The sequence below is a fragment of the Algoriphagus aquatilis genome (assembly GCF_042657405.1).
Classification (GTDB): Bacteria; Bacteroidota; Bacteroidia; order Cytophagales; family Cyclobacteriaceae; genus Algoriphagus; species Algoriphagus aquatilis.
The window spans coordinates 39973-62358 of sequence record NZ_JBHSKS010000007.1 but is presented as its reverse complement, the minus strand read 5'-3'; the positions used below and the strand labels follow the sequence as shown (position 1 = coordinate 62358).

Here is a 22386-nt window from a genome sequence, read left to right as displayed (position 1 = left end):
AAAAAAAATCAAACTGCCTAGTTGATGATTCTATTTAACCTGCTTGTTCATGTTCAACTACAGGACACTAAAGTGTCCGATCATGTACAATTTGGAGCAGGTAAATGCATTAAAAAGAGATAATTCTGAGGGTATTTTTGAAATTAAATTAATTTGTGGTTGTGAATTCAACGAGCGTGAGATTTTTAGGTGTCCTTCTCCTATTTCTAAGTGGAATTTCGGGTCAGCTGGTCTACTCCCAAAGCCTGACTCCGAAGTACTCCAATGAGTTTTTGAATATTGGAGTAGGCGCAAGGTCTTTGGCCATGGGGGGTGCGCAGGTTTCTTCTGTCAGAGATGTCACGGCAGCCTATTGGAACCCCGCCGCACTCACCTCCATCAGGCATCAGTATGAGTTTTCGTTGATGCATGCCGAGTACTTTGCCGGCATCGCTCAATACGACTATCTTGGATTTACCACACCTTTTGGCAATCAAAATCAAGTGGCTGTATCACTGATCCGATTTGGAGTAGATGATATCCCAGATACCAGATTTCTATACGATGCTAATGGGGCTTTGAATTATGACAATATCCAATTTTTCAATGCAGCGGATTATGCCCTTTTACTCAGTTTTGGGAGAGACATTTCCGACCGCCTCAAATTGGGGGCAAATGCCAAAGTCATTCATCGCAATGTGGGCAAATTTGCCCAGGCCTGGGGATTTGGGCTGGATATCGGAGGAATTTACAGATCCAAGCAACTGACTTTTGGCTTGATGCTGAAAGATATCACCACTACTTACAATGCATGGGCCCATGATGCAGACCAAGTCAGAGCCGTCTATGCGCAAACCAATAACGAAATCCCTATCAACACCGTGGAATTGACTCTCCCAAGAGCGATTGGGAGTATTTCCTATGACAGAAAACTGGGCTCTACCTTTTCTATGGTGGCTGCTTTGGATTTGGAGGCCACTTTTGACGGACCAAGAAATACCCTCATTTCTTCAGAGATGGTCAGCATCGACCCACGAATCGGATTGGAACTGGGATTTAAGAATTTGGCCTACTTACGGGCAGGGGTTCGCAATTTTCAGCAAATCAAGGATTTTCAAGGCAATACCTCGATGGATTTTTTACCAAGTGCAGGGTTGGGGGTGAGCATAACTGAACAAGTTCAGATTGATTACTCCTTATCTGATTTGGGTGACGTTTCCGAGAGTCCTTATTCACATGTTTTCAGTGTAAAGGTGCGATTAGAAAAGTTGGGAGAAGATGTTAGAAAATTTAAAGGATGGCAAGAATGACTAGGTTGATTCGGGTGGTTTGCCTGCTTTTGTTTTTTGGAGTAGGGACTCAGGTTCAGGCTCAAGACCCCATTTGGTATGACTATTCGCTGACTTATTATAAAATTCCTACCGCCAAAGACGGGATCTATCGAATTACACCTGCTGTTCTTGCTTCCTCAGGTCTTAATCTGCAAAATCTAGATCCCAGGAATATTCGGGTTTTTCACCGGGGAAAGGAAGTGGCTATCCATATCGAAGGAGAGTCGGATGGAAAAGTGGATGCATCTGATTTCATCGATTTTTATGGAAGACGCAATGATGCGGAATTAGACAAAAAGCTCTATCGAAATTTCGATAAAATCCCGAATCCTTATTTCAATACCTACACAGATACCACTGCCTTTTTTCTGACAGTCACTCCTGGTGTACCCGGTAAGCGGATGTTGGTACGAGGTCCTGCTGCTGTTACTAACCCTTTGGCAACGTCCTTTGAGACAGAGCAGCTTCAAGTCTTGGCTGACCAATATTCCTTAGGCATTGCATACACGTTGGGTTTTCGCAAGTCGGAATATGACCAAGGTCAGGGATGGATGGGAACCGTCATCACCAAAGGTGCACCTCGTGACCTTACTTTTTCAAACTTGGGTGCTTTGCTTTCTTTCGGATCGGCAACTCTGGAAATCGGTCTTGTTGGGAGATCCGAAAACCCTCATGCTGCAGTCATCAGTGCAGGGCCGCTTGCTACCAATCAAAGAGTATTGACGACTTCTTCTTTTCTCAATTTTGATTATCCTCAGCTGACACTTCCCCTTCAGATGACCGACTTTAATCCTAACGGGAGCTTGGTCGTCCGGGTCAATCCACAAGGAGCTCAGTCAACAGACAATATTTCGATCGCTTATGCCAAGGTAAAGTTCAGAAAACCGGTTTCTAATGGCGATTTTGTTTCTCAAGTGATGATTTTTCCGGCGGGAAACCAGCGAGTAGTTATCAATCAGGCTCAGGAGAATTATGTTGCCTATGATGTCAGCGATCTTTTTTCAGCGCAAAAAGTACAAGTCGTCAAATCAGGTACCACGGTGACTTTTCAAGGGGCAGTAACAGGAAAAGAAAGTTCCATTTGGGTTCAGCAGGAAAAAGCAGTCACTTCGGTCCAAAAGCTTACTCCTGTTCGATTCCGAAATTACCTTGCTCAAAAAGCAGATTTCCTGTTGGTGGGAGCCCGTGCTTTGGAAAAACCCACCTCCAAATTTCAAAATCCCCTGAAAAGCTATGCGGAGCATCGAGCATCACCATTGGGCGGGGGGTATGATACGCTTACCGTGAGGATGGAGGAGATTTATGATCAGTATGCCTATGGAGAAAAATCTCCGGTCGCACTTTATGAGTTTTTGAAAGCCTATTGGCCTGTACATAAACCCACCCATTTGCTTTTGGCTGCGAGGTCTTTAGCTGTTTTTTCACAAGGTAGATTGGGCAACGCGACAGTTTATTACCGTAATGCACCCCAGGCATTTGATTTTCAGGATTTGGTGCCCGTGGGAGGCTATCCTTTTTCTGACAACGTCTATGTCTTGGAAATCAACCCTGCCAAGCCAACCATACCGGCCATGGCAGTAGGTCGTATTCCTGCCAAATCTGCACAGCAGTTGGCTGATTACCTTGAAAAGGCCATAGAGAAAGACCAGGTGGGTGTATCTGAACCATGGCAAAAGGAATTGGTGCACCTCAGTGGTGGAGTTTCCGAATTTGAACTGGAGCGCTATTTTAATTTTCTAAATGGATTCAAGACAATTGCAGAAGGTCCGTTTTTAGGTGGAAATGTGAGCACCTATCGCAAGAGGTCCAATTCGGTGATTGAAGCCATAGACATTACGGGTGATTTGAATGAGGGAAGGTCTATGCTGACTTTCTTTGGTCACGGTTCGCCCACCGTAATTGATATCGAAATAGGATTTGCGTCTGATCCTACTTTAGGCTATGCCAATCGGGGAAAATATCCCGTCATGTTATTCAATGGCTGTGACTATGGAAGTGCTTATGGCACTACTTATACTCAGGGCGAAGATTGGGTGATAACTCCTCAAAAAGGAGCATCAAATATCATGGCGAATACCTCTATCGGTGTGGACGTGATCCTTAGACGTTATTCAGAGGCCTTTTACAAATACGCATTTTCTGATAGTACTACTATTCACCAGACTGTTGGGGAGATCAAGAGGAAATCCGAAGAGTTCTTTGTCACAGCATATGGTACTTCTCCTTTGAACTATTCTCACATGGAGCAAATGGTCATGCTGGGAGATCCTGCGGCCAGAATTTTCCCTGCTAATAAGCCGGATTACTCAGTCAAACTTGAAGAAGTCAAACTTGAAACCTTTGACGGTTCACCTATTTCAGCGATTTCCGACAGCCTCAAGCTCAGCTTTGTCCTGAGAAATATCGGGATCACCGATACCGATTCGATCAGATATAGGGTGGAGCGCAAACTCCTCGATGGAACCATCTTGACCTATGATCCGATCAAAATACCTTCTGTTTCAAGACTGGATACCTTGGTTTTTTCAGTCCCTAATTTTCAGGTGGAAGCGGCAGGGGAAAATGTGTTCACAATCCTGATCAATGATGATCGAAAGGTCTCAGAAATGACTTTTGCCAATAATTCAGTGTCTTACACGGCCTTCATCCCGCTCAGTGGTACCGTCAATCTGTATCCCATTGATTTTGGAATAGTCAAAGAAAAGGAACTCAAACTTCTCACTCAGATACCCGGCCGAGTGGGAGATAATCGAACTATTATTATCCAATTGGATACAACAGCTCAATTCAATTCTGTCTTTAGAAAAGAACTGAGAGCTACCACAACTGGGGTAGTGGAATGGCCTGTGACACTTTTAACAGGTGCGGATTCCACAACCTATTTTTGGAGGACTAAATACCAAGATCCCCTTCCAGGTGAATCCGATGCATGGACGGTTTCCAGTTTTTCTTATATCCCCAATACCGGCAATGGTTGGACTCAGCGGGTGGAAGCCCAACTGAAACAAACCCAAATGGAAAACCTGGAATTGGATAAAGGTTGGAAGTTTGTAAGGCAAAAAGCAGGAATAGAAGTGTTTACGGTAGGTACTGGTGTAGATTCACTGACCTTTAGGAATACACAGTTTTACCTCAATCAGGTCCCTCAGATCATTGACAATGTCAACAATGCCAATAGCCGACTTTGTCCAAATGGATCCCTTGGACTGGTAGCCATAGACCAAAAAACCTTGCTACCCTACTTGGCGATTCCCGTACCCGGATTTGATATTCTGGACTCAAGAGCCTGTGGCAGAGTGCCTCAGTTGATCCAAAGTATCCAAAATGCTTGGATCACTACACCTGGTAACACAACTTTGCAGGATTACGTCAGGGGAGTGAAAGATGGGGATTATGTGATTATTTTCTCTGTAGGCAATGTCACTTTTGATGCTTGGCCTGATCGAGCTTATCAGAGTCTGAGAGCGTTTGGTGCCAATGAGGCCACCCTCAGAGCTTTGCAGTCAGGAGATCCTTATATTCTTTATGGGAGAAAAGGAATGCGTGCAGGGGAAGCTATAGAGATCGTTGGGAATCCGAATTTTCAAGTGCCTGCTAGACAGCAAACATTGAGCTTTGAGACTGAATTGGATGGTTATTTAACCAATGGAGTAATCCTTACTCCTAGGATTGGGCCTGCTTCCTCTTGGGAGCGGTTTTTCAGAAATGTAAATAACAGAACTTGGATCAACGAAGAAGAATACACCAATTTTGATGTAATCGGGGTGACCGAGGATGGGGAAGAAAATATCCTGGTTTCCAATAGAACAGAAAGTCAATTGGATCTTTCCTTTATCAATCCTTCGCAGTATCCCTTTCTGAGATTGAGATATACCATGGATGATCCCAACGCCACAGCACCGGCTCAATTGGATAAGTGGCAAGTGAATTTCACCGGAGTACCCGAAGGGGTCTTGATCCAGAAAAAACCGGCCGAAAGGCTAAGGCTTAGAGAAGGTCAGTCAGCCCGACTCGAATTTGCATTCAGAAATGCCTCGATCTACGATTTTACCGATTCGATTCGGGTGGATTTCAAACTCGTGCACTTACCAACACGAAAAACCGATAATCTGAGTAAAAAAATAGCACCGGTAAAGGCTGGAGCTCAAGTGGATTTTTCTCTTGACTTCAATACCATTGGTAAAGCTGGTGAGACCTCGTTGGAGGTATTTGCCAATCCGAGAATTCTCCAAGAACAATCCTTTAGAAACAATCTCATTGACCTGGGAGTAGTGTTTGACGTGGAGCAAGACAACTCAAGTTCCTTGCTGGATGTCAATTTTGATGGGGTGTACATTTTGGACGGAGACTTGGTCTCACCTACGGTCATGATCACTGCCCAGTTGATTAATGATCAGACCCTGTTGTACAAAAAGGATACCGTAGGAATGGAGCTTTTCCTACGTCAAAATTGTGATGGCTGCCAGTTCAAAAAAATCAATTTCTCTAATCCAAATCTGACTTGGTCACCTGCCTCTCAAGAATCTAATTTTAGAGTTTCTTTTGTGCCTGGCCCGCTGGAGGATGGTGTTTATACCTTGAGAATCACCAATGAGGATTCTCCACAGCCATACGAAATCAGTTTTGAGGTGGTCAATGAATCTCAGATCACCAACTTTTATCCTTATCCCAATCCATTCAGTACTTCAGTGAGATTTGTCTTTACACTGACAGGATCAGAGGTGCCAGATGAGATCAAGATTCAGATTATGACCGTGACTGGAAGGGTGGTCCGCGAAATTCTTCAATCCGAGTTGGGCCCTATAAGGATCGGAAATAACCTTACGGAGTATGCTTGGGATGGTAGAGATGAGTTTGGAGATCAACTGGCCAACGGGGTGTATATCTACCGCGTGCTAGTGAGGAAAAATGGTCAATTCATGGAGCACCGACCCACTGCCGGAGACAAGGGCTTTACCAAAGGATATGGCAAAATGTACCTCTTGCGCTAAGCTTTTCCTTTCTTCCAACTCTGATACAGTCCAACTCCACTAATCAAGAGCAGGAAAATCAGAATTCCCCACTGGTAAGGATGGTTAAGAGCCTGCTTGGCTCCTAAAAATGAATTAGCAATCATGCCTGTAGCGAAGGCGATGAAGGTTCGTGGAAGCATCCCAGGCACACCAAATAGTAAGACTTTTCGTAGCGAAATCCCCATACTTGCAAATAGGAAATTTGAAATAGCAAAAGGGATTACCGGGCTGATCCGAATGAAAAAAATCAGTCCCTCAGGACGCTCCATTCGGGATTCGATCTGTGTTTTAATTCTGGGGTTTTTGGCGAAAAGAAGTGGTAAAAAATCAGTATTTAGTCCTTTTCCAATCCTATAACCCAAGATATTCGCAAGAATGTAACCAAGCAGTAAATCGGGAAATCCCAGCCAGCCCCAGAAAAATCCACAAGCTAAGGCGGTCAGCGTGGTGGGAAGTAGGGCTAATCCCAAAATCAGGGAAAGACTTAGCGTAAGCAGAAAATGATCTGCGATACTTTGTACATGAATTTTTTCTACCCAAAAATAGGTTGACGCAAATACTAAGGAACCTAAAAGTGGAACCAAACTCACCCAAATCCAACCCAAAACAGCATTGGGGTGGAACCTGAAGTACTCGACTAAAACCTTGAAAATACTAGCCTTTTTTGTCATCTTTGGGTGCTTTTGAAAGCAAAGCAAGAGCAAGTTTAGCATCTAGGATTGGATTTTCACCCTTCGACAAAAGACTAGCTGCAGATAAATACATCGCCACGATAAGATAACCAACTTGAACATGAAATTTGGTACCAAAGCCATTCATGCAGGAGTGAGCCCTGACCCATCCACAGGTGCTATTATGACTCCGATTTTCCAGACTTCCACCTATGTGCAAAAATCTCCGGGAGATCACCTGGGATATGAGTACAGCCGAACCCACAACCCTACCCGAACGGCGCTTCAAAACAGCATTGCAGCTCTGGAAAACGGAAAACACGGCATCTGCTTTTCTTCAGGCCTGGGTGCCATCGATGCAGTGGTAAAACTGTTTAATCCCGGCGATGAAATCATTTCTACCAACGACCTGTATGGAGGGACATACCGACTGTTTACCAAAGTTTTTGAGCGGTATGGGATCAAGTTTCACTTCGTGCCGATGAATGAGCCGGAGAAGCTTTCTCAGTATGTCAACGAGCGCACCAAGATGGTTTGGGTAGAAACGCCCACCAACCCGATGATGAACATCATCGATCTAAAGGCGATGGCAGCTTTTTCCAAAAAGCATGGAATCCTTCTGGCAGTCGACAATACCTTTGCCTCTCCCTATCTACAGAATCCCTTGGATTTTGGGTCTGATATCGTCATGCACTCCGTGACCAAGTATCTAGGAGGTCATTCGGATGTGGTCATGGGAGCCTTGGTTGTGAATGATGATGAATTGGCTTCTCGATTGGTTTTTCTTCAAAATGCCTGTGGTGCTACTCCGGGTCCTCAAGATTGCTTTTTGGTGCTAAGAGGCATCAAGACACTTCATCTAAGAATGGAACGTCACAGCCAAAACGGTAAAACGATCGCCGCTTACCTCAAAAATCACCCAAAAGTAGCCAAAGTTTATTGGCCGGGTTTTGAAGATCACCCTAATCATGAGATTGCAAAGAAGCAAATGAAGGATTATGGAGGTATGATTTCATTCACCCTAGTCGGAAACAAATTGGAGGATGCCAAAAAAGTAATGGAAAATCTCGAGCTATTCGCCCTTGCAGAATCCCTTGGAGGGGTAGAGTCGCTCTGCGGACATCCTGCTACCATGACGCACGCTTCTATTCCAAAAGAGGAACGAGAAAAAGTAGGTTTGGTAGACTCTCTGATCCGACTGAGTGTCGGTGTGGAGGATGCCGAAGACCTCAAAAATGACATTGCACAGGCTCTGGCAAAAATATAAAAGCAAAGCCCTTCCGAAACGGAGGGCTTTTTTGATGCATTGAATTTGGGTGAGGTTGCCGAAAACTAGGAAATCACTTTTCTCACTAATTCAAAGGCCTGTTTTTCGATCTCGGCAGAAAGGTTCTTTTTCTCTTCCTTGAGTTCTTTAATCCAGTCTAGGTACTTTTTGGATACATCTTCTTTTTCAGAAAGAAAATGGGTCATGGTCTGAAAAGTCAGGTGATTGGCGTACCAAGGCTTAAGCCCATTTTTTACTGATTGAAGCTCTTGGTGGATTTGAGGGATAAAAATCGAATTGAAACCCAAATGAAGGAGGATGTTTTCCAACATGATGACCTTACGGAAGCTTTCAAATAAGTCTCTGAAGCTCTGGGTACTCATGGGACTTTTGACATCATTGGTAGCTAATTCCAGTTCTTCCTGAACTAACTGATGGATTGCTGTGCTGATGGTAAGTGGCTTGATCCCTTTGCTGGCTTGATGGGATCGGTCCAATAGTTCCTCCCAAGTTTTTAGCGAACTGCCTACCACCAAGTCAAACGTTTCCTTTTGCATAATCCGCTTTTGGGACGAGAGGTAGCTGCGGAAACTTTCAAATTTTTGCCCGGAGGCACTTTCTTTAGCTTTAAGATTTTTTTCAACCAGCTTGAGATGCTGGATTTTCTTGAGTGACTTTTTGAGTTTTTGAAGAGGAGAAAACAGCATTTGACTTAGCGTTTTATCCTCGAAGTGGATCTTAGTCAGGAGCTCGGTGTAGAGTTCCAAAAACTCCATGTGTCCCAGCAATTGAATGGCTTTTTTGGACTTGATTTCTTTTCCCAAATCCAGGAAAAGAGTTTTTGCCTCTTGGTGTTGCTGTAAGAAAATCTGAAAGACAGGGGAAGTCTTGACCTGCATAGTTTAGGAAATTCTCACCAGTGTGGCACCGTATCCCCACTGGTCCTTCTGGGTGTCCTGAAAGTACTTAATATTTCCTAATTGGCTCAATCGCTTGTGTATTTCTTTTCTCAAAACCCCATTTCCCAGTCCATGGATGAAGGTGATTTCGTCCATTCCCGAAAGAATCGCCTGATTGAGATTTTTCTCAAAAGCTTCCAGCTGAATTCTCATTTTTTCAGAATTACTGAGTTTATCGGATTGTGGATGAAGTACTTCGATGTGAAGGTCAATGGAGCGAGCGGGTTTTTGGGGTTTGGGGGCTTCGGGTGCAGGTTGGATTTGACTCAGTTCTGCATTGAGACTTCGGATGTCCAGATCTTTGGTCGTCCGCTCCATGGCAAAGAGGTAGACATTTTTACCCAAAATCGGCGCTTTGCTCAGGTGTTTGAAAAATTGGGTCGGTTTCATCTTCAGCTGTCGCTCAAAGGCAGGGATGGCCCTTTCCAGCCTGTTTTGGATGGGGATAAAGCGAAGCAAAAAGGCCGGCCAATCATCGATTTCCTTCATCAGCCGATCGTCTATTTTTTTATGCTCTCCACCGTTGAGTGCACCTGCAAATAGTGTTCGGTGATTATTCCCAAATACCTCCGACGCATGTACCAGGTAGGGTTGATGGCTGTCATTGATCAGGTAAAGACTCAGATTCTGATCATTGATTGGGAGAAAAGCCAAGTAGAGACCTTGATCTTTTGGAGCAGAGATAGGGAGCGGGGCTTCGGATTCTTTCGCCGTGGCAGGTACATCACCAAAGTAGCTTTTCTCAGCCTCAGCAATGATGACCACTTCTGACTTGATCGCAGGGATGATGAATCCATCTTCGATTTCTACTTCTATTCGTCCTCCGGAAGATACTTTTCTGACGATACCTTCCTCTTTGCCATGCAGTAATCTTACTCTATCTCCGATATTCATTGTTCCAAAGCTTTTTTGTAGGTGTCTATTGCCCTTGTGCGGGCAAATTTATGATCTACAATCGGCTTTGGGTAAGAATTTGTTCCTAATTCAGGAATCCACTTTTTAATATACTTCAGGTCCTTGTCAAATTTCTCAGTTTGGGAGTCAGGATTAAATACACGGAAGTAGGGTTGGGCATCGGTTCCTGTGCCAGCAGCCCATTGCCAGCCCCCATTGTTGGATGCCAGCTCAAAGTCTAAAAGCTTCTTGGCAAAATAGGCTTCACCCCATCTCCAGTCGATGAGTAGGTGCTTGGTGAGAAAAGAGGCCACGACCATCCTCACGCGATTGTGCATAAAGCCTGTCGCGTTCAGCTCTCTCATGCCTGCATCCACGATTGGGAAGCCTGTTTTGCCTTCGCACCAAGCTTTAAATTCCTGTTCATTATTTCTCCAAGGAATATGATCATAGGCGGGTTTGAAGGCCTTTTCTACCACCTGGGGATTATAGGCTAGGATCATCATGTAAAATTCCCTCCAGATCAGCTCATTGAGATAGGTCTCATTGAGTTGGGAGGCGATCAGGGCCAGTTTTCTCACCGAAATCGTCCCAAATCTGAGATGGATACCCAGTCGGGTGGTTCCTTTTTTCGCGGGGAAATTTCGGTTTTCATCGTAATGTCTGATGATATCCTGATCTGCGATTGCTGATGGGATTTCAATTGGAGATGGTAAAAAACCCATTTCTGACAAGGAAATCTCAGGAAGCGGAGAGGACTTGGCTAAGTTTTTCCAGTTGGGTTCGGAGAGGGGTTGGGTTTTGGTCTGCTTGAATTTATCCAGCCAGTTTTTGCTGAAAGGAGTGAATACTTTGTAAAACTCCCCTGAACCGTTCAGGATTTCTCCCGGCTCAAAAATCACCTGATCTTTGAAGGTGAGGAAGGGGATGTTTTTTTCCTTTAATAGGGCTTCGATCCCTCCGTCTCTTTTCTTCGCGTAGGGTTCATAGTCTCGGTTGGTGTATACAGCTTGGATGTCATATTCCCCGAGAAGCTCGGAGTACACTTCTTCCGGTTTGCCGTATTTGATCAGCATAGAGCCTCCTTTTTGTTCGAAAAAAGACTTGAGTTCGCCGACCTTTTGGAGGATAAACTGAACCCGTGCGTCGGATTTGTCCTCAAGTAAGTCAAGGATGTTTTTGTCAAAAATAAAAAGAGGCAGTACCTCAGGTTCCTGCTGCAAGGCGTAAAAGAGGGCGGTATTGTCGTCTGTTCTGAGGTCTCTGCGAAACCAGCACAGGGTGATCTTCTTCATGGTGGTTCTTTTTTGAAGAAAGTCAGGAAAGGACAAAATGTTTTACCAATCTTCCTTGGCAGGTACTTTTTCTACCCGAAGACTATCATTTTCAGGCTCTCGTCTAGGGAAATTTTCCGGAGTGATCGGTGTCCAATTTTCTTCGCCTCCATATTCATTTCTCAAAAAGTCATCGGAATCCTGCACAGAAAGACGGCTGACACGCCTTCTTGCAATCTTCGCAAAAAGCTCACTAAAGGAGTTGAACGAAACGTTTTGGGTAACTGAGGCTCCGTAAGACAGGACGTTTTGGGTCAAAGAAAGTGAGGTGAAGGTATTGAAGTTGTTTCGGTTAAAAATCCTCAGACGATATACCCCATCCTCGGTGATCATGTATTCAGCCTGCCAGTCTCCGATGATGGAGGCCGCACTGGCATTGCCCCGATTGTCTGTAAATCCTCCGTCTCTTGATACTCGCAATCGACCATCGAGGAACGTATAGGCCACACTCAGCTGGAAGTTTTCCAATGCATTTTGATCCAAGGTGGCCAAGTCAATGTTTACCTCGAGATTTTTGTCCACTTGCCCCAAGGCAGTATTTAATTGAGAAGAAAGCAGGTTACTTACACTGGAGGAAAGCGAAGAAACACCGGTAAACTGTCCTTCAGGTGAAAAATTACGCGTCATGATGACTGAAAACACCTGACGATTCATTTCCTGTTCGTCGGCTGCCACCCTGTTTTGGAAGGCTGAAATGGTCGTTTGCACATCACCAGAAGAAGGGAACTCAGAAAAGTCAAACCCAAATTTGAAGGTAGGAGACAGCAATTCTCCCTGCAGGTCCATCACTACTTTGACTGGGAAGCGCCGTCTCATCTGACTGTTTTCCTGGGCGGGATTGTTGGTGTTGATGAGAGGTTGGAGGGAAAGGCTTTCTTCATAGAAGGCTTTCAGGTTCATTACACCGGTGTATGGATCACCAAACCAAGTAATACGACCTCCGGGTTGTACCTCAAATTTTTTCTTCACGACATTATATAGGGAGAAATTGTACAATCCTTCCACTATTTCGTAATTGCCGGCTAGCGAAAAGTTGCCTTGGGTGTCTATGTTCATATTCAAGACTCCTCTGCCTCTACCTTGGATACTTTCTCCTGTTTTTGGATCAATGATGATTTCGGCAAAGGCGTCCGGAGTCACGTCGATTATGAAATTCAAGCGGATGTTTTCAATCTCCAATCGGTTTACCTCTTCCGCGAGAGCTCTGATTCTGACGGTATCTTGTACGTTGATGATTTGGATAAAATCCTCCTGGTATTGCTCGTTGGAACTGGTCAATGGAATCGAAATTCGGGTATTTGCCTGAGTGGTTGCTCTGGCGATTACATCCAGGTTGCTGGTACTTCCTCGTATGCCTAAGGTCCCACTGGCAAAGGCAGTCCCGTAAAACAATTCGTTGTCTCTAGCACTGGTGTTGAGCACTTGAAAATTGCTTAATCGCGAGTTGATGTCCAGGAAGATGTTTTCAAATCCTTGATGATTCAACCCACCTGTAAATGTGGCTCTATTTCCATTGATATCTCTGAAAATCAGGTCTTGGAAGCTGATTTGGGTCGGTCGGAAAAGTATGCTTCCATCGATCTGATAGGAAGTGTTGAGGTAATTAATGCGGAGTTTTCCTTGATCGATTCGTCCACTTCCGAGAAGTTCTGGCACTTCTACAGTACCTCGGAGTTGCAGATTTCCGCTAACTGTACCTCCCAGATTTGTGATGTATTTCGACAGGAAAGGCTCAAAAATCACCAGGTTGGCTTGGGTCATTTGGGCATCCATATCCAAGTTTTGATACGCAAGACCAAGGGTGCCCTCGATGTCTATTTTTTTCTGGCCGTTGAAATAGTTTTCTACTTTCAAGATTAGGTCTTCAGCTCCTAAAGTTGTGGAAGCATCGATTTCTCCAATTGGGAAATCGTTGATTTCTAGTCCCTCAATATGTAGCGTCCCATCCAGTTCGGCTTGGTTGATCAAGTTGCTGAGTCGAAAGCTGCCATCGGCTTTTCCTGCAAAATCCAAAGAGGTAATCGTATTGAGCAGGTCCAATTCTACCTGTTTGATGATGATGTCTAGATTTTCTTCTGGATTGGGACTGATCTTACCTTGCAACCCCAGTTCCTGCTCCTCATTGGATACAATCAGCTTGTCAATGGTGACCTCTCCTTGAGAGAGCGATACCAGATTTTCAGGGTCAAACTGCCACTCTCGATTGAGTACCCGTAGTAGCGATGGCTTGAATTTCAAAAATGTGCCTGCAGTGGAAAATTTCGTCTCGGCTTCGATTCGCGCCTTGCTCTGGGTCGAATCCTGATCCAAACTGATTAATAAATCCAAGTTGGTTTGGTCCCAAATAGCTTCTAAGCCAAGGTTTTTAAATCGTAAGTTTTTGCCAACCTTCTGTTCCTTGGAATAGACGTAGAAAGACGCAAGAATGTCTTTTGAGTTTAGGAGTTTGGAGGTGTTGAAGTCAATGTTGGTCCCATAGGCCTGATTTCCCTGATAGTTGATCGAGTCGATGGAGGTGAAAAAGTTGAATACGGTATTTTCTTTTGTTTGATAAAAGGCACCTTCCAAAATTGTGTTTTTGGAAATACTAAGGTCTGGCTGAAACAGCTGGATCAGTGGATTGATGTCATTCATCCGAATGTTGAGATCCAAACTGTAGGTTTCAGAGAAGTTTTCTTCGAGATCTGCCTGAGGCTGTTCCTCATTCAGCAAAATGGCGAGGTATTGCCTTCCAAGAATATCCAAATCTTTGGCCATTTGCTCGAGATTAAACTGGCCAGATGCTGCGACTACCAAATAATCCGAATTGAGGGACAATGTCCGTGTACCTCCGGCAAAAAGCGATTGAAAAAAGAAGTCTCCCACTTCCAGTTCTCTCCCTTCGTAACCAGCCTTGATGTTGTTAAACCTTGCAATTCCCTCCAGCTTATCCAGCGTGATTCCTTTAGTATCAATGTCCAAATCCCCACTCAAAAAGGTCTCTTTATCCATCAAATTGATTCGATCCAAAAACATCGTATCTAATTCAACATTCAGTCTGACTGAATCGATGGATTCATTCAGATTAAGGTAGCCTTTTACTCGTGCTTTTAGGTTGGGGTCATTAATGGCAAGGTTTCCGCGAAATAGGTTGAGGCCATAAGTAGCATCGGTGGTGATGTTGGTGAAATTGTACTGATTGATACCCAGCTGACTGATTTTGGCATTGAGATCGACCAAGGCAGTGGCGACCGAAGAGCCTTTGATGTTTACATTTCCTTCCAATGATACTTTTTGAAGGAGTTCTTTGTCCTCAGTCAAAATTCCCAAATCAAGATTTTGGACCTTTAGTCGGGATACGATGGAAGGCACACCTTTTACCAGATCATAATTTACTCTGCCACTGAAGTTTCCGATGTTGGTTCGGAAATCCCCCGTAGTAGTGAATCGGTTGAGCACCCCGGCGAAATCCGCATCCAACCTGATGGTGTTGAATTTTTTGATCTCTTTTTGGATTTCGGGACTTAAGTATGGTGCTAGATCCCCGGCGAAGATGACTGAGTTTTTGAGGGAGAGGTTGAGATAGGTGTTGTCTATATCTGGCAGACCATCCACCAGAAAAGAACCAAAAAGAGCGGTTTTTTCTCCTATTCGTACCAAAAACTCCTCTGAAGAAAGCTCAGAAACAGGCCCTGCCACTTCACCACTGAGATATATTTCAGTTTCAATCTCAGGGAGCATTGGGGCAAAAATTCTTAGATCAGCGAGATGGATTTTTGTTTCCTCCATGCGGGCGGTCAGTTTTACCTGATGGAGAAAATCTGAATATCCTTTAGGGCCGGTAATATCCATCCGGAGATAGTTCTTAATCTGGCTTTTGTCGGTTTTCAGATTGAGGTTTGCCAATTCCAAATACTTGGGATCATAGGTCAGATTAGTTTTCAGATCTTGGATTTTTAGCCCTGAATTTCCTTCAATTCCTGAAAGCAACTTGATGTCCAAGCCAAGCTTACTTCCCACAAAACTGAATTTATCCGCATTGGCAGTCACTTCTTTAAACTCTAGCCGAGTGTAGTCAAATCCCTCCGAGATGGGATCGGTTCGGAGATCCAGCAAAGCAAATTCCGACTGACGCAATTCGATGGAAGAAATGAAAAAACGGGTTGCGGAAGTACTCTTTTTGGTCGACCCAAATACCTGTGTGAGTTCTTTTACCCATCGGTTGATATTTATGAGCGAATCTCCCGAATGAGTGATGAGATTTAATTCGGCTTTTTCCAACCTCACGGCATCTATGTTGGGATCTCCCGGAGGAATCAAGGAAAGAAGCGCAAAATCTGCGTAGGCCTTTTCTGCCCCGATCATCAGGCTGTCCCGATGATCATAGATTTGGAGATTTTCCAGCGTGAGTGCATCCCACCAAGAAATGCGAATATTTCCAATCTCGGTACGGAAGCTCGTGCGGTCATTGAGATATCCCGCCACTTTGTCTATGGCCCAATTTTGAATCGAATTTACTTGAAGGGCTAGACCCAGTCCAATCAAAAGAAGCAGGGTAGAAAATACTACCCAGAGAATCACTCGGAAAGCTTTGTGCAAAAAATCCCTAACTTTCGGCTTCTTTTCCAATGGGTACCAACGATATTTCTATACTAGCAATTGAGTCCTCGTGTGACGAGACTTCTGCCTCCATTATAGTAAATGGCAAAGTACTCAATAATATTGTGGCCACACAATCGGTTCATGAAAAATATGGGGGGGTGGTACCCGAGTTGGCCTCTCGTGCCCATCAGGAAAACTTGATCCCTGTCATCCAAGAAGCGATTTCTACTTCCGGAATCTCCAAAGAGCAGCTTTCTGCGGTTGCCTTTACCCGGGGACCGGGTTTGATGGGGTCCCTGCTGGTCGGTGTGAGTTTTGCCAAGGCATTTGCCAGAGCATTGAATATCCCGCTGATTGACATCAACCACATGCAAGCCCATGTGTTGGCACATTTTATCGAAGATCCTAAGCCTAGCTTCCCATTCATTTGTCTCACAGTCAGTGGGGGGCATACACAACTCGTTTTGGTGAAGGATCACTTGGATATGGAAGTCATCGGTGAGACACAGGATGATGCCGTAGGAGAGGCTTTTGACAAAACCGCCAAATTGCTCGGTTTACCGTATCCCGGTGGGCCTTTGGTTGATAAATACGCCAAAGAGGGTAATCCCAAAGCTTTCACATTTCCGATAACTCGAATGCCGGGCCTGAATTATTCATTCTCAGGGATCAAAACTGCCGTGCTGTATTACCTCCGTGACCGGCTTCAGGAAAATCCGAATTTTATCGAGCAAAATTTACCTGACCTTTGCGCCAGTATCCAATATACCTTGATAGAGATGCTCCTTATCAAGCTCAAGGAGGCTGTAAAGCAATATGGAGTCAAGGAAATTGCCATCGCAGGAGGCGTCTCTGCCAACTCGGGATTGAGAGCAGCCCTGACGGAGCTTTCCCGCCGAAAAGGCTGGAACCTCTACATCCCTAAATTCGAATACTGCACTGACAATGCCGCCATGATTGCCATGGCTGCCCACTACAAGTACCTCAAAGGAGAATTCGTCGGAATGGACGTAACTCCCTTGGCCAAAATGAAACTCTGAATATGTCCACCAAGTCCAACCGTTTCGAAAAGGTCGTCAACATCAAAAATAAGAAGGCAAGCTTCGAGTTTGAATTCATCGACACCTATGTGGCTGGTCTGATGCTCAAGGGTACCGAGATCAAGTCGATCCGGGAGGCGAAAGTGTCCTTGACAGAGGCGTATTGCGTATTTTATGAAGGCGAACTTTTTATCCGTCAGATGCACATCTCTCCTTACAGCATGGCGGCTAGCTATAACCATGAGGCGGTGAGTGACAGAAAGTTGCTGCTCAACAAGAAAGAGTTGGAAAAGCTCCAAACTAAGTCCCAGGAAAAGGGTCTTGCAATCATTCCGGTTCGTATATTTATCAATGACCGAGGCAAAGCCAAAATGGAAATTGCCCTGGCTCGAGGAAAGAAAATCCACGATAAACGACAGGACCTAAAGGAAAAAGATGCAAAAAGGGAGCTCCAGCGAATGGCCTTTGATTGATGCTTACGGGATTTGCAGGCAGACTATGCTGCCTGTCTACCATCATCCCACTTTTGATTCTGCCCTAGTCACCCAACTCCTTTTTGGCGAATGCTATCAGATCAACGGGCTCACTTCTGATCGGCAGTGGTTCAGGGTTTATCATGAAGATACCGGGATCGGTGGCTGGGTTTGGGCCAAACTGATCAAGGAAATCACGGGCGATGAATACCAGAAATTTCTCAATCAGGACTTTCAGAGTGTCACGAGCCCAATTGCTGCCATCGAATACCTCGGTGCCAGCCTTTACCTACTTCCCGGAAGTCGACTCCATTTTTCCGAACTCGAACTTTTCAATTGGCAGGATCATATCGGTTTTACGGGGACTTTTCGACCGCATGCTTCCAAAGCTTCAAGAGAGGAAATCGCAGAAATCGCCCTCCGCTACCTCCATGCTCCTTTTCAGGCTGGCGGTCGCAGCATCTTTGGTTTGGATGAGGCGCATGCATTTCCACTGATTTTTTTGATTGGAGGATATTCATGGATTTCGGGAAAGGTTCCCGGGAAAAGCGTCACTCCCGAAGAAGTGGAGCCGGGTGATTTGTTTGTTTTCAGAGATCTGGAAAGGCAGAAAACACACTACGGACTTTACCTTGGCGCAGAGCAGATTCTCTGGATGGACCACCGGATGAAGATTTCTGACGTAGATGAGTGGGAAGATTTTTTGAGAAACAATTCCAGCGAACAGGTCGTTTTGGATTCGCGATCGATCATCAGTTAGGAGTATGGAAAAAAGGGTGTTGGTGTTAAACTTGGATCATTCGCCGGTCGCTGTGGTGCCGGTCCAGAAGGCTATCGTCCTGGTTCTTTTGGAAAAAGCCAATGTGCTCTCCACCTATGAAACACTGGAGATCCGTACTGTTTCCCGCAGCTTTCAATACCCAGCTGTCATCCGCCTAGCCCATTACAAAAACATTCCCTTCAAAGGCGTTTTGCTCAATCGTGCCAACCTTTTCCGGAGAGACAAAGGAGAGTGCCAATACTGCGGCAGCAAACGTCACCTGACCATTGACCACGTGGTGCCTCGCTCCAAAGGTGGCAAAACCACTTGGACTAATCTTGTCACTGCCTGCAACCGCTGCAATGTGAGCAAAGGAGACAAAACTCCCGAGCAAGCCGGCATGGTTCTCCGCACTGAGCCATTCAAACCCTCCCTTTCCTATTTCCTCTCCGAATATGCCGAGCGACAAGCGGAAGAATGGCTTCCTTTTTTGGAGAGTAGGGTGGTTAGCGGATAATAATCTGAGTTTTTAGATCAATCCTTTTTCCAAATTAAAGCCAACCCAAACCCCACTAAAAACACCACCGCCGTACCCATCACAATCGTCATGTTGGTATGTAGCGGATTGGCGAGGGAAGGATCCATGCCGTTTTTGGCCAAGATGACAGATAGACTCATCCAAGCGATGACTAAAACACCCAAGATGACTCCAAGTACTGCTTGAGGTTTTTGGGCTTTGGACAGCAAACCCAAGAGGAAAAGTCCCAATATCCCACCGCTGAAGATCGAAGAGAGTGCCCACCAGGCATCCAAGGCACTGGTCACCCCATTGAAGGCCAAGCCTACCAGAATACTGGCCAAGCCCATCCCTAGGGAAGAAAGCCGAAGTACGCGAAGGGAAAGTTTTTCGGAAGAATTGGGATGGATATACTTTTTGAAATGATCGGAAAGAATCACTGTTGCCGAACTGTTGATACTGGTGGAGACCGTACTCATGCCTGCTGCAAAGATGGAAGCGATCAGTAGGCCTGTCACTCCTGCCGGCAATTGGTTGACAATGAAATGAGGAAAGACTTTGTCAGGTGCGATGCCATCGGGTAGCAGGGTAGGCTGAGCTTGGTAATAGGCAAAAAGGGCCGTGCCGATAAAGAAAAAAACAAAGGAAACGGGTAAATAAAGCAAGCTTCCCAGCCAGGTGGATTTTTTGGCTTCTGCCTCGGTGCGTGCAGTCAGGTAGCGCTGAACATAGCTTTGGTCAATGCCGAAATTCTGCATGTTGATAAACAGACCGTAAATCAACACCATCCAAAAAGTGGACGTGGTAAAGTCCAGATGGAAGCTCCCAAGGCTGAATTTATCCGACTCCTGAGCGATACGGAATACCTCGACTGGGCCTCCCGGAATACTGAAAAAGATCACTCCTAAGCAAGCCAATGCTCCACCGATCAGGATGATTCCCTGCACCGCGTCGGTCCAGACTACCGCTTCGATGCCTCCAAACATGGAATAGACCACCACGCTAATTCCAGTGATGACAATGATCAAGGGAATACTCCAGCCCAACAAGGCATTCATCGGCAGGGCCAAGAGGTACATGATGGCTCCCATTCGCGCCAGTTGGGTAAGCAGGTAGCATAGTGAGGCATAGATCCTGGCCCAAGCACCAAATCGTTGCTCGAAGTAGAAATAAGCCGATTCGCTTTGGAGTTTGCGATAAAGTGGGACAAAAAACCGAACAGCCACCCAAGCCGCCAAAGGAATCGAAAGGCTGAACACAAATCCATTCCAATTGCCTCCATAGGCATTTCCGGGTAGCGCCAAAAAGCTGATGCTGCTCACAAAGGTGGCAAAGATAGACATGCCAATCGCCCATGCCGGCAGTCTCCCTCCTCCTGTGGTGAAATCGGAAGCACTACGCTTTTTGAAGGAGAAAGAAATCCCAAATCCCACAATCGCGAGCATATACACCAAGAAGATGGCTAAATCGAAAATTGGCATGTTCGGTTGGGTAATTGTAGTTTTTTGGAGAAAATCAGTGGGCGACGGTTTCCATTACTTTTTCTTTTACAAGGAGGTACTTTTCATGAAGGGTTTTCTTTTCCTCTTCGCTGTAGGCAAAAAGTGGTGGGGCTAAGATTCCCCTGCACAATCCTTCGAAAGACATCGCGGCTTTGAGCCCCTTGAGGTAGCAGGATTTATAAGCCTGATTTTGATAGATGTTTTTGCTCAGGAAAAGAATGGTCTCTTGCAGTTCTTTGAGCCTGCTTTTTTCCCCTGAACGAAAGGCATCATATGCCTGTACATAAAGTTCCGGAAAAAGATTTGCACCTCCTGTTACGCCACCATGACCGCCCATTTCGAGGGTTTGGGAAAGTATTTCCTCTGGTCCGACGAATAGTTTAAACTCAGGATGAGCTTTGAATGCCTGGCAAAGTGATTGGAAATTGTCCAGGTCTCCACTGCTGTCCTTGATGCCAATGATGTTGGGGTGGGAGGAAAGTGACTTTACCGTTGCAGTATCGATAAAGATCTTTGTGTGCGAGGGCATGTTGTACAAAAACAGCGGAAGAGGAACTGCATCTGCCAATTTGCGATAGTAAACGGCCAACTCCTCCTGTCCTATGTTCATGTAAAAGGGCGGCGCTGCTACCAAAGCTGCCGCGCCGGACTCTGCGGCGATAGCTGCCAAGTCCAAACTTTCCACAAATGAGCAATCGGTAATCCCCACCAAAACCGGTACTCGGCCATTGACTTGGCGACAAACTTGTCTGATGAGGTCACTTTTGACATCCGAACTCAAACTCGTGGACTCTCCGGTGGTTCCCAAAATAAAAATGCCATGGACACCACCTTCCAGCAGGTGATTCACCATGGCGATGGTATGGTCTACATCCAGGGAATAATCCGGATTGAGCGGCGTAATCATCGGCGGGATGATTCCGTGAAAAGTTTGGCTAGGTTTCATAGGCTGGCTTGGGCTGTGATTAAAGGCTGAGGTGGAAGTACTTCACCTTGGTGCGATAATGGGTGTAGGACAGGTGGACTGTCCCGTCTTGGGCTTGGATGATGGCAGGATAGCTATACTCTCCCTCGGCAGTGTTTTCCAATACCAAAAGCTCTTCCCAGGTGATTCCGTCTGCGGAACCCATAAGGCTGAGTTTGGTTCGACCTTTTTTGAGGGGATTGCATAGCAGGAGGTGATAGCCGTTTTTCAGGGTGACTGCATCGATGCCTGAGTTATTGTGCACGAGACCAGTTCCGGTCATGGTGCTCCAGGATTTACCATTATCAGAAGACCAAGAAGTAGCGATTTCTCCCTGCTGGGTACGGAAGAGTAATTGAATTTTTCCACCTGGATGGAAAAGTGCTGTAGGCTGTATGGCTCCAAAAGGCCCTTCGATCGCTACTTTTTCCCAGGTTTTCAAATCCGGATCGGTGATTTCCACATGGGAATTCCACACGTTGTTGACCTCAAAGCTGCTCGGATGAAGCAGTCTACCGTCGGGAAGAACTTCTGCTTTATTTTTCACCGGACCAAGGAAACCTGGTGGGATTTGAACTTCTTTTGACCAAGTTTTCCCATTGTCCTCCGAGACTTTATAGAGTCCCCACCATTCTCTTGGGTTGGGGCCCTCCTTGTAGAAAAGGATAAGCTTGCCGTCTGCTTTGCGGTGAAGGACTGGATTCCAAGTGGGGTTGCGGAAGACTTCATTTTCGATGCCGTCAGCGACCAGTTTGGGAGTGGACCAGGCACCTTTTTGGAGGAGCGAAGTGTAAATGCTTACGTCGGGGTGGCGCTCGTAAGTTCCTCCAAACCAAGCGGCAAGGATTCCTTCGGGTGTTTCCACCAAGGTAGAGGCATGGCAAGTGGGAAAAGGTGCGGACTCGTAGATGAATCCGGATTTAAGGACTTTTACTTCTGGTCTATCAGAAGAAAATTCCTCACTCCCAAAGGAAGTGAGGAAGAATAAAATGAGTAAATAATGCATGGGTTGAGCGGTTCGCTAAATGGATAACTCGTATTAAAGTATTAAAAAAGCCGGAGTTTTGAAATAAACTGTCCGGCAGTGACCTGTATGCCTTTG

At 45.5% G+C, this 22386-nt stretch carries 15 protein-coding genes; 7 read left to right on the top strand and 8 right to left on the bottom strand.

From position 1 onward, the window contains the following. The first annotated feature begins 161 nt into the window (after window positions 1-161). A complete protein-coding gene (locus ACFPIK_RS10360) occupies window positions 162-1289 on the top strand; it encodes a putative type IX sorting system protein PorV2 (RefSeq protein WP_377914927.1) in 1128 nt (375 codons plus the stop codon). Further along, window positions 1277-6301: a putative type IX secretion system sortase PorU2 gene (gene porU2 / locus ACFPIK_RS10355; RefSeq protein ID WP_377914925.1), complete on the top strand. Its 5025-nt coding sequence runs from the start codon at window positions 1277-1279 to the stop codon at window positions 6299-6301. Before ACFPIK_RS10360 ends, porU2 begins: the two co-directional genes overlap by 13 nt. On the opposite strand, the gene ACFPIK_RS10350 is transcribed toward porU2, so the two are convergent. Continuing rightward, a complete protein-coding gene (locus ACFPIK_RS10350) occupies window positions 6298-6993 on the bottom strand; it encodes a VTT domain-containing protein (protein ID WP_377914923.1) in 696 nt (231 codons plus the stop codon). The two genes, porU2 and ACFPIK_RS10350, sit on opposite strands and share 4 nt — an antisense overlap. Window positions 6994-7114: 121 nt before the next feature. Between ACFPIK_RS10350 and ACFPIK_RS10345 the strand changes: the two genes are divergently transcribed. Continuing rightward, the gene (locus ACFPIK_RS10345) at window positions 7115-8260 is read left to right on the top strand and encodes a cystathionine gamma-synthase (RefSeq protein WP_377914921.1); all 1146 of its coding nucleotides are present in this window, start codon (window positions 7115-7117) and stop codon (window positions 8258-8260) included. 65 nt (window positions 8261-8325) lie between these two features. On the opposite strand, the gene ACFPIK_RS10340 is transcribed toward ACFPIK_RS10345, so the two are convergent. Genes ACFPIK_RS10340 through ACFPIK_RS10325 form a run of 4 tightly spaced genes read right to left on the bottom strand, consistent with a single transcriptional unit; the run spans window position 8326 to window position 16025 of the window. Beyond that, window positions 8326-9159, bottom strand: a complete 834-nt coding sequence (locus ACFPIK_RS10340) for a hypothetical protein (protein ID WP_377914920.1) — start codon at window positions 9157-9159, stop codon at window positions 8326-8328. 3 nt (window positions 9160-9162) lie between these two features. Beyond that, entirely contained in the window at window positions 9163-10113 is a 951-nt protein-coding gene (locus tag ACFPIK_RS10335) for a Smr/MutS family protein (protein WP_377914918.1), read from the bottom strand. Then, a complete protein-coding gene (locus ACFPIK_RS10330) occupies window positions 10110-11408 on the bottom strand; it encodes a cryptochrome/photolyase family protein (protein WP_377914917.1) in 1299 nt (432 codons plus the stop codon). Before ACFPIK_RS10330 ends, ACFPIK_RS10335 begins: the two co-directional genes overlap by 4 nt. Window positions 11409-11450: 42 nt before the next feature. Continuing rightward, window positions 11451-16025 carry a translocation/assembly module TamB domain-containing protein gene (locus ACFPIK_RS10325; protein ID WP_377914916.1) on the bottom strand — a complete coding sequence of 1525 codons (4575 nt, stop codon included), beginning with the start codon at window positions 16023-16025 and terminating at the stop codon, window positions 11451-11453. A 29-nt stretch (window positions 16026-16054) separates the two neighbouring features. Between ACFPIK_RS10325 and tsaD the strand changes: the two genes are divergently transcribed. The 4 genes from tsaD to ACFPIK_RS10305 are packed head-to-tail and all read left to right on the top strand — an operon-like array spanning window position 16055 to window position 18818. Beyond that, window positions 16055-17068 (top strand): tRNA (adenosine(37)-N6)-threonylcarbamoyltransferase complex transferase subunit TsaD, encoded by a 1014-nt coding sequence (gene tsaD, locus ACFPIK_RS10320; RefSeq protein ID WP_377914915.1) that lies wholly within the window; start codon window positions 16055-16057, stop codon window positions 17066-17068. Between the two features lie 2 nt (window positions 17069-17070). Beyond that, window positions 17071-17541 (top strand): SsrA-binding protein, encoded by a 471-nt coding sequence (gene smpB, locus ACFPIK_RS10315; protein ID WP_377914913.1) that lies wholly within the window; start codon window positions 17071-17073, stop codon window positions 17539-17541. After that, window positions 17504-18301, top strand: coding sequence for a hypothetical protein (locus ACFPIK_RS10310; protein WP_377914911.1), 798 nt, complete (start codon window positions 17504-17506; stop codon window positions 18299-18301). The genes smpB and ACFPIK_RS10310 overlap by 38 nt, the downstream gene beginning before the upstream one ends. A gap of 4 nt (window positions 18302-18305) precedes the next feature. After that, on the top strand, window positions 18306-18818 hold the full coding sequence (locus tag ACFPIK_RS10305) for an HNH endonuclease (RefSeq protein WP_377914909.1): 513 nt from the start codon (window positions 18306-18308) through the stop codon (window positions 18816-18818). Between the two features lie 17 nt (window positions 18819-18835). On the opposite strand, the gene ACFPIK_RS10300 is transcribed toward ACFPIK_RS10305, so the two are convergent. The 3 genes from ACFPIK_RS10300 to ACFPIK_RS10290 are packed head-to-tail and all read right to left on the bottom strand — an operon-like array spanning window position 18836 to window position 22290. Next, complete coding sequence (locus ACFPIK_RS10300; protein ID WP_377914907.1) at window positions 18836-20299, bottom strand: sodium:solute symporter family protein; 1464 nt, start codon at window positions 20297-20299, stop codon at window positions 18836-18838. A 34-nt stretch (window positions 20300-20333) separates the two neighbouring features. Beyond that, on the bottom strand, window positions 20334-21266 hold the full coding sequence (locus ACFPIK_RS10295) for a dihydrodipicolinate synthase family protein (protein WP_377914906.1): 933 nt from the start codon (window positions 21264-21266) through the stop codon (window positions 20334-20336). Between the two features lie 19 nt (window positions 21267-21285). Further along, window positions 21286-22290 (bottom strand): sialidase family protein, encoded by a 1005-nt coding sequence (locus ACFPIK_RS10290; RefSeq protein WP_377914904.1) that lies wholly within the window; start codon window positions 22288-22290, stop codon window positions 21286-21288. Window positions 22291-22386 lie beyond the last annotated feature (96 nt).

Bases quoted from the DNA above. Each gene is read 5' to 3' on its own strand.
- porU2 (WP_377914925.1), top strand. From the start codon at position 1,277: ATGGCAAGAATGACTAGGTTGATTCGGGTGGTTTGCCTGCTTTTGTTT.
- ACFPIK_RS10340 (WP_377914920.1), bottom strand. From the start codon at position 9,159: ATGCAGGTCAAGACTTCCCCTGTCTTTCAGATTTTCTTACAGCAACAC.
- ACFPIK_RS10305 (WP_377914909.1), top strand. From the start codon at position 18,306: ATGGAAAAAAGGGTGTTGGTGTTAAACTTGGATCATTCGCCGGTCGCT.
- ACFPIK_RS10345 (WP_377914921.1), top strand. From the start codon at position 7,115: ATGAAATTTGGTACCAAAGCCATTCATGCAGGAGTGAGCCCTGACCCA.
- ACFPIK_RS10330 (WP_377914917.1), bottom strand. From the start codon at position 11,408: ATGAAGAAGATCACCCTGTGCTGGTTTCGCAGAGACCTCAGAACAGAC.
- ACFPIK_RS10290 (WP_377914904.1), bottom strand. From the start codon at position 22,290: ATGCATTATTTACTCATTTTATTCTTCCTCACTTCCTTTGGGAGTGAG.
- ACFPIK_RS10295 (WP_377914906.1), bottom strand. From the start codon at position 21,266: ATGAAACCTAGCCAAACTTTTCACGGAATCATCCCGCCGATGATTACG.
- smpB (WP_377914913.1), top strand. From the start codon at position 17,071: ATGTCCACCAAGTCCAACCGTTTCGAAAAGGTCGTCAACATCAAAAAT.
- ACFPIK_RS10335 (WP_377914918.1), bottom strand. From the start codon at position 10,113: ATGAATATCGGAGATAGAGTAAGATTACTGCATGGCAAAGAGGAAGGT.
- ACFPIK_RS10300 (WP_377914907.1), bottom strand. From the start codon at position 20,299: ATGCCAATTTTCGATTTAGCCATCTTCTTGGTGTATATGCTCGCGATT.
- ACFPIK_RS10350 (WP_377914923.1), bottom strand. From the start codon at position 6,993: ATGACAAAAAAGGCTAGTATTTTCAAGGTTTTAGTCGAGTACTTCAGG.
- ACFPIK_RS10310 (WP_377914911.1), top strand. From the start codon at position 17,504: ATGCAAAAAGGGAGCTCCAGCGAATGGCCTTTGATTGATGCTTACGGG.
- tsaD (WP_377914915.1), top strand. From the start codon at position 16,055: ATGGGTACCAACGATATTTCTATACTAGCAATTGAGTCCTCGTGTGAC.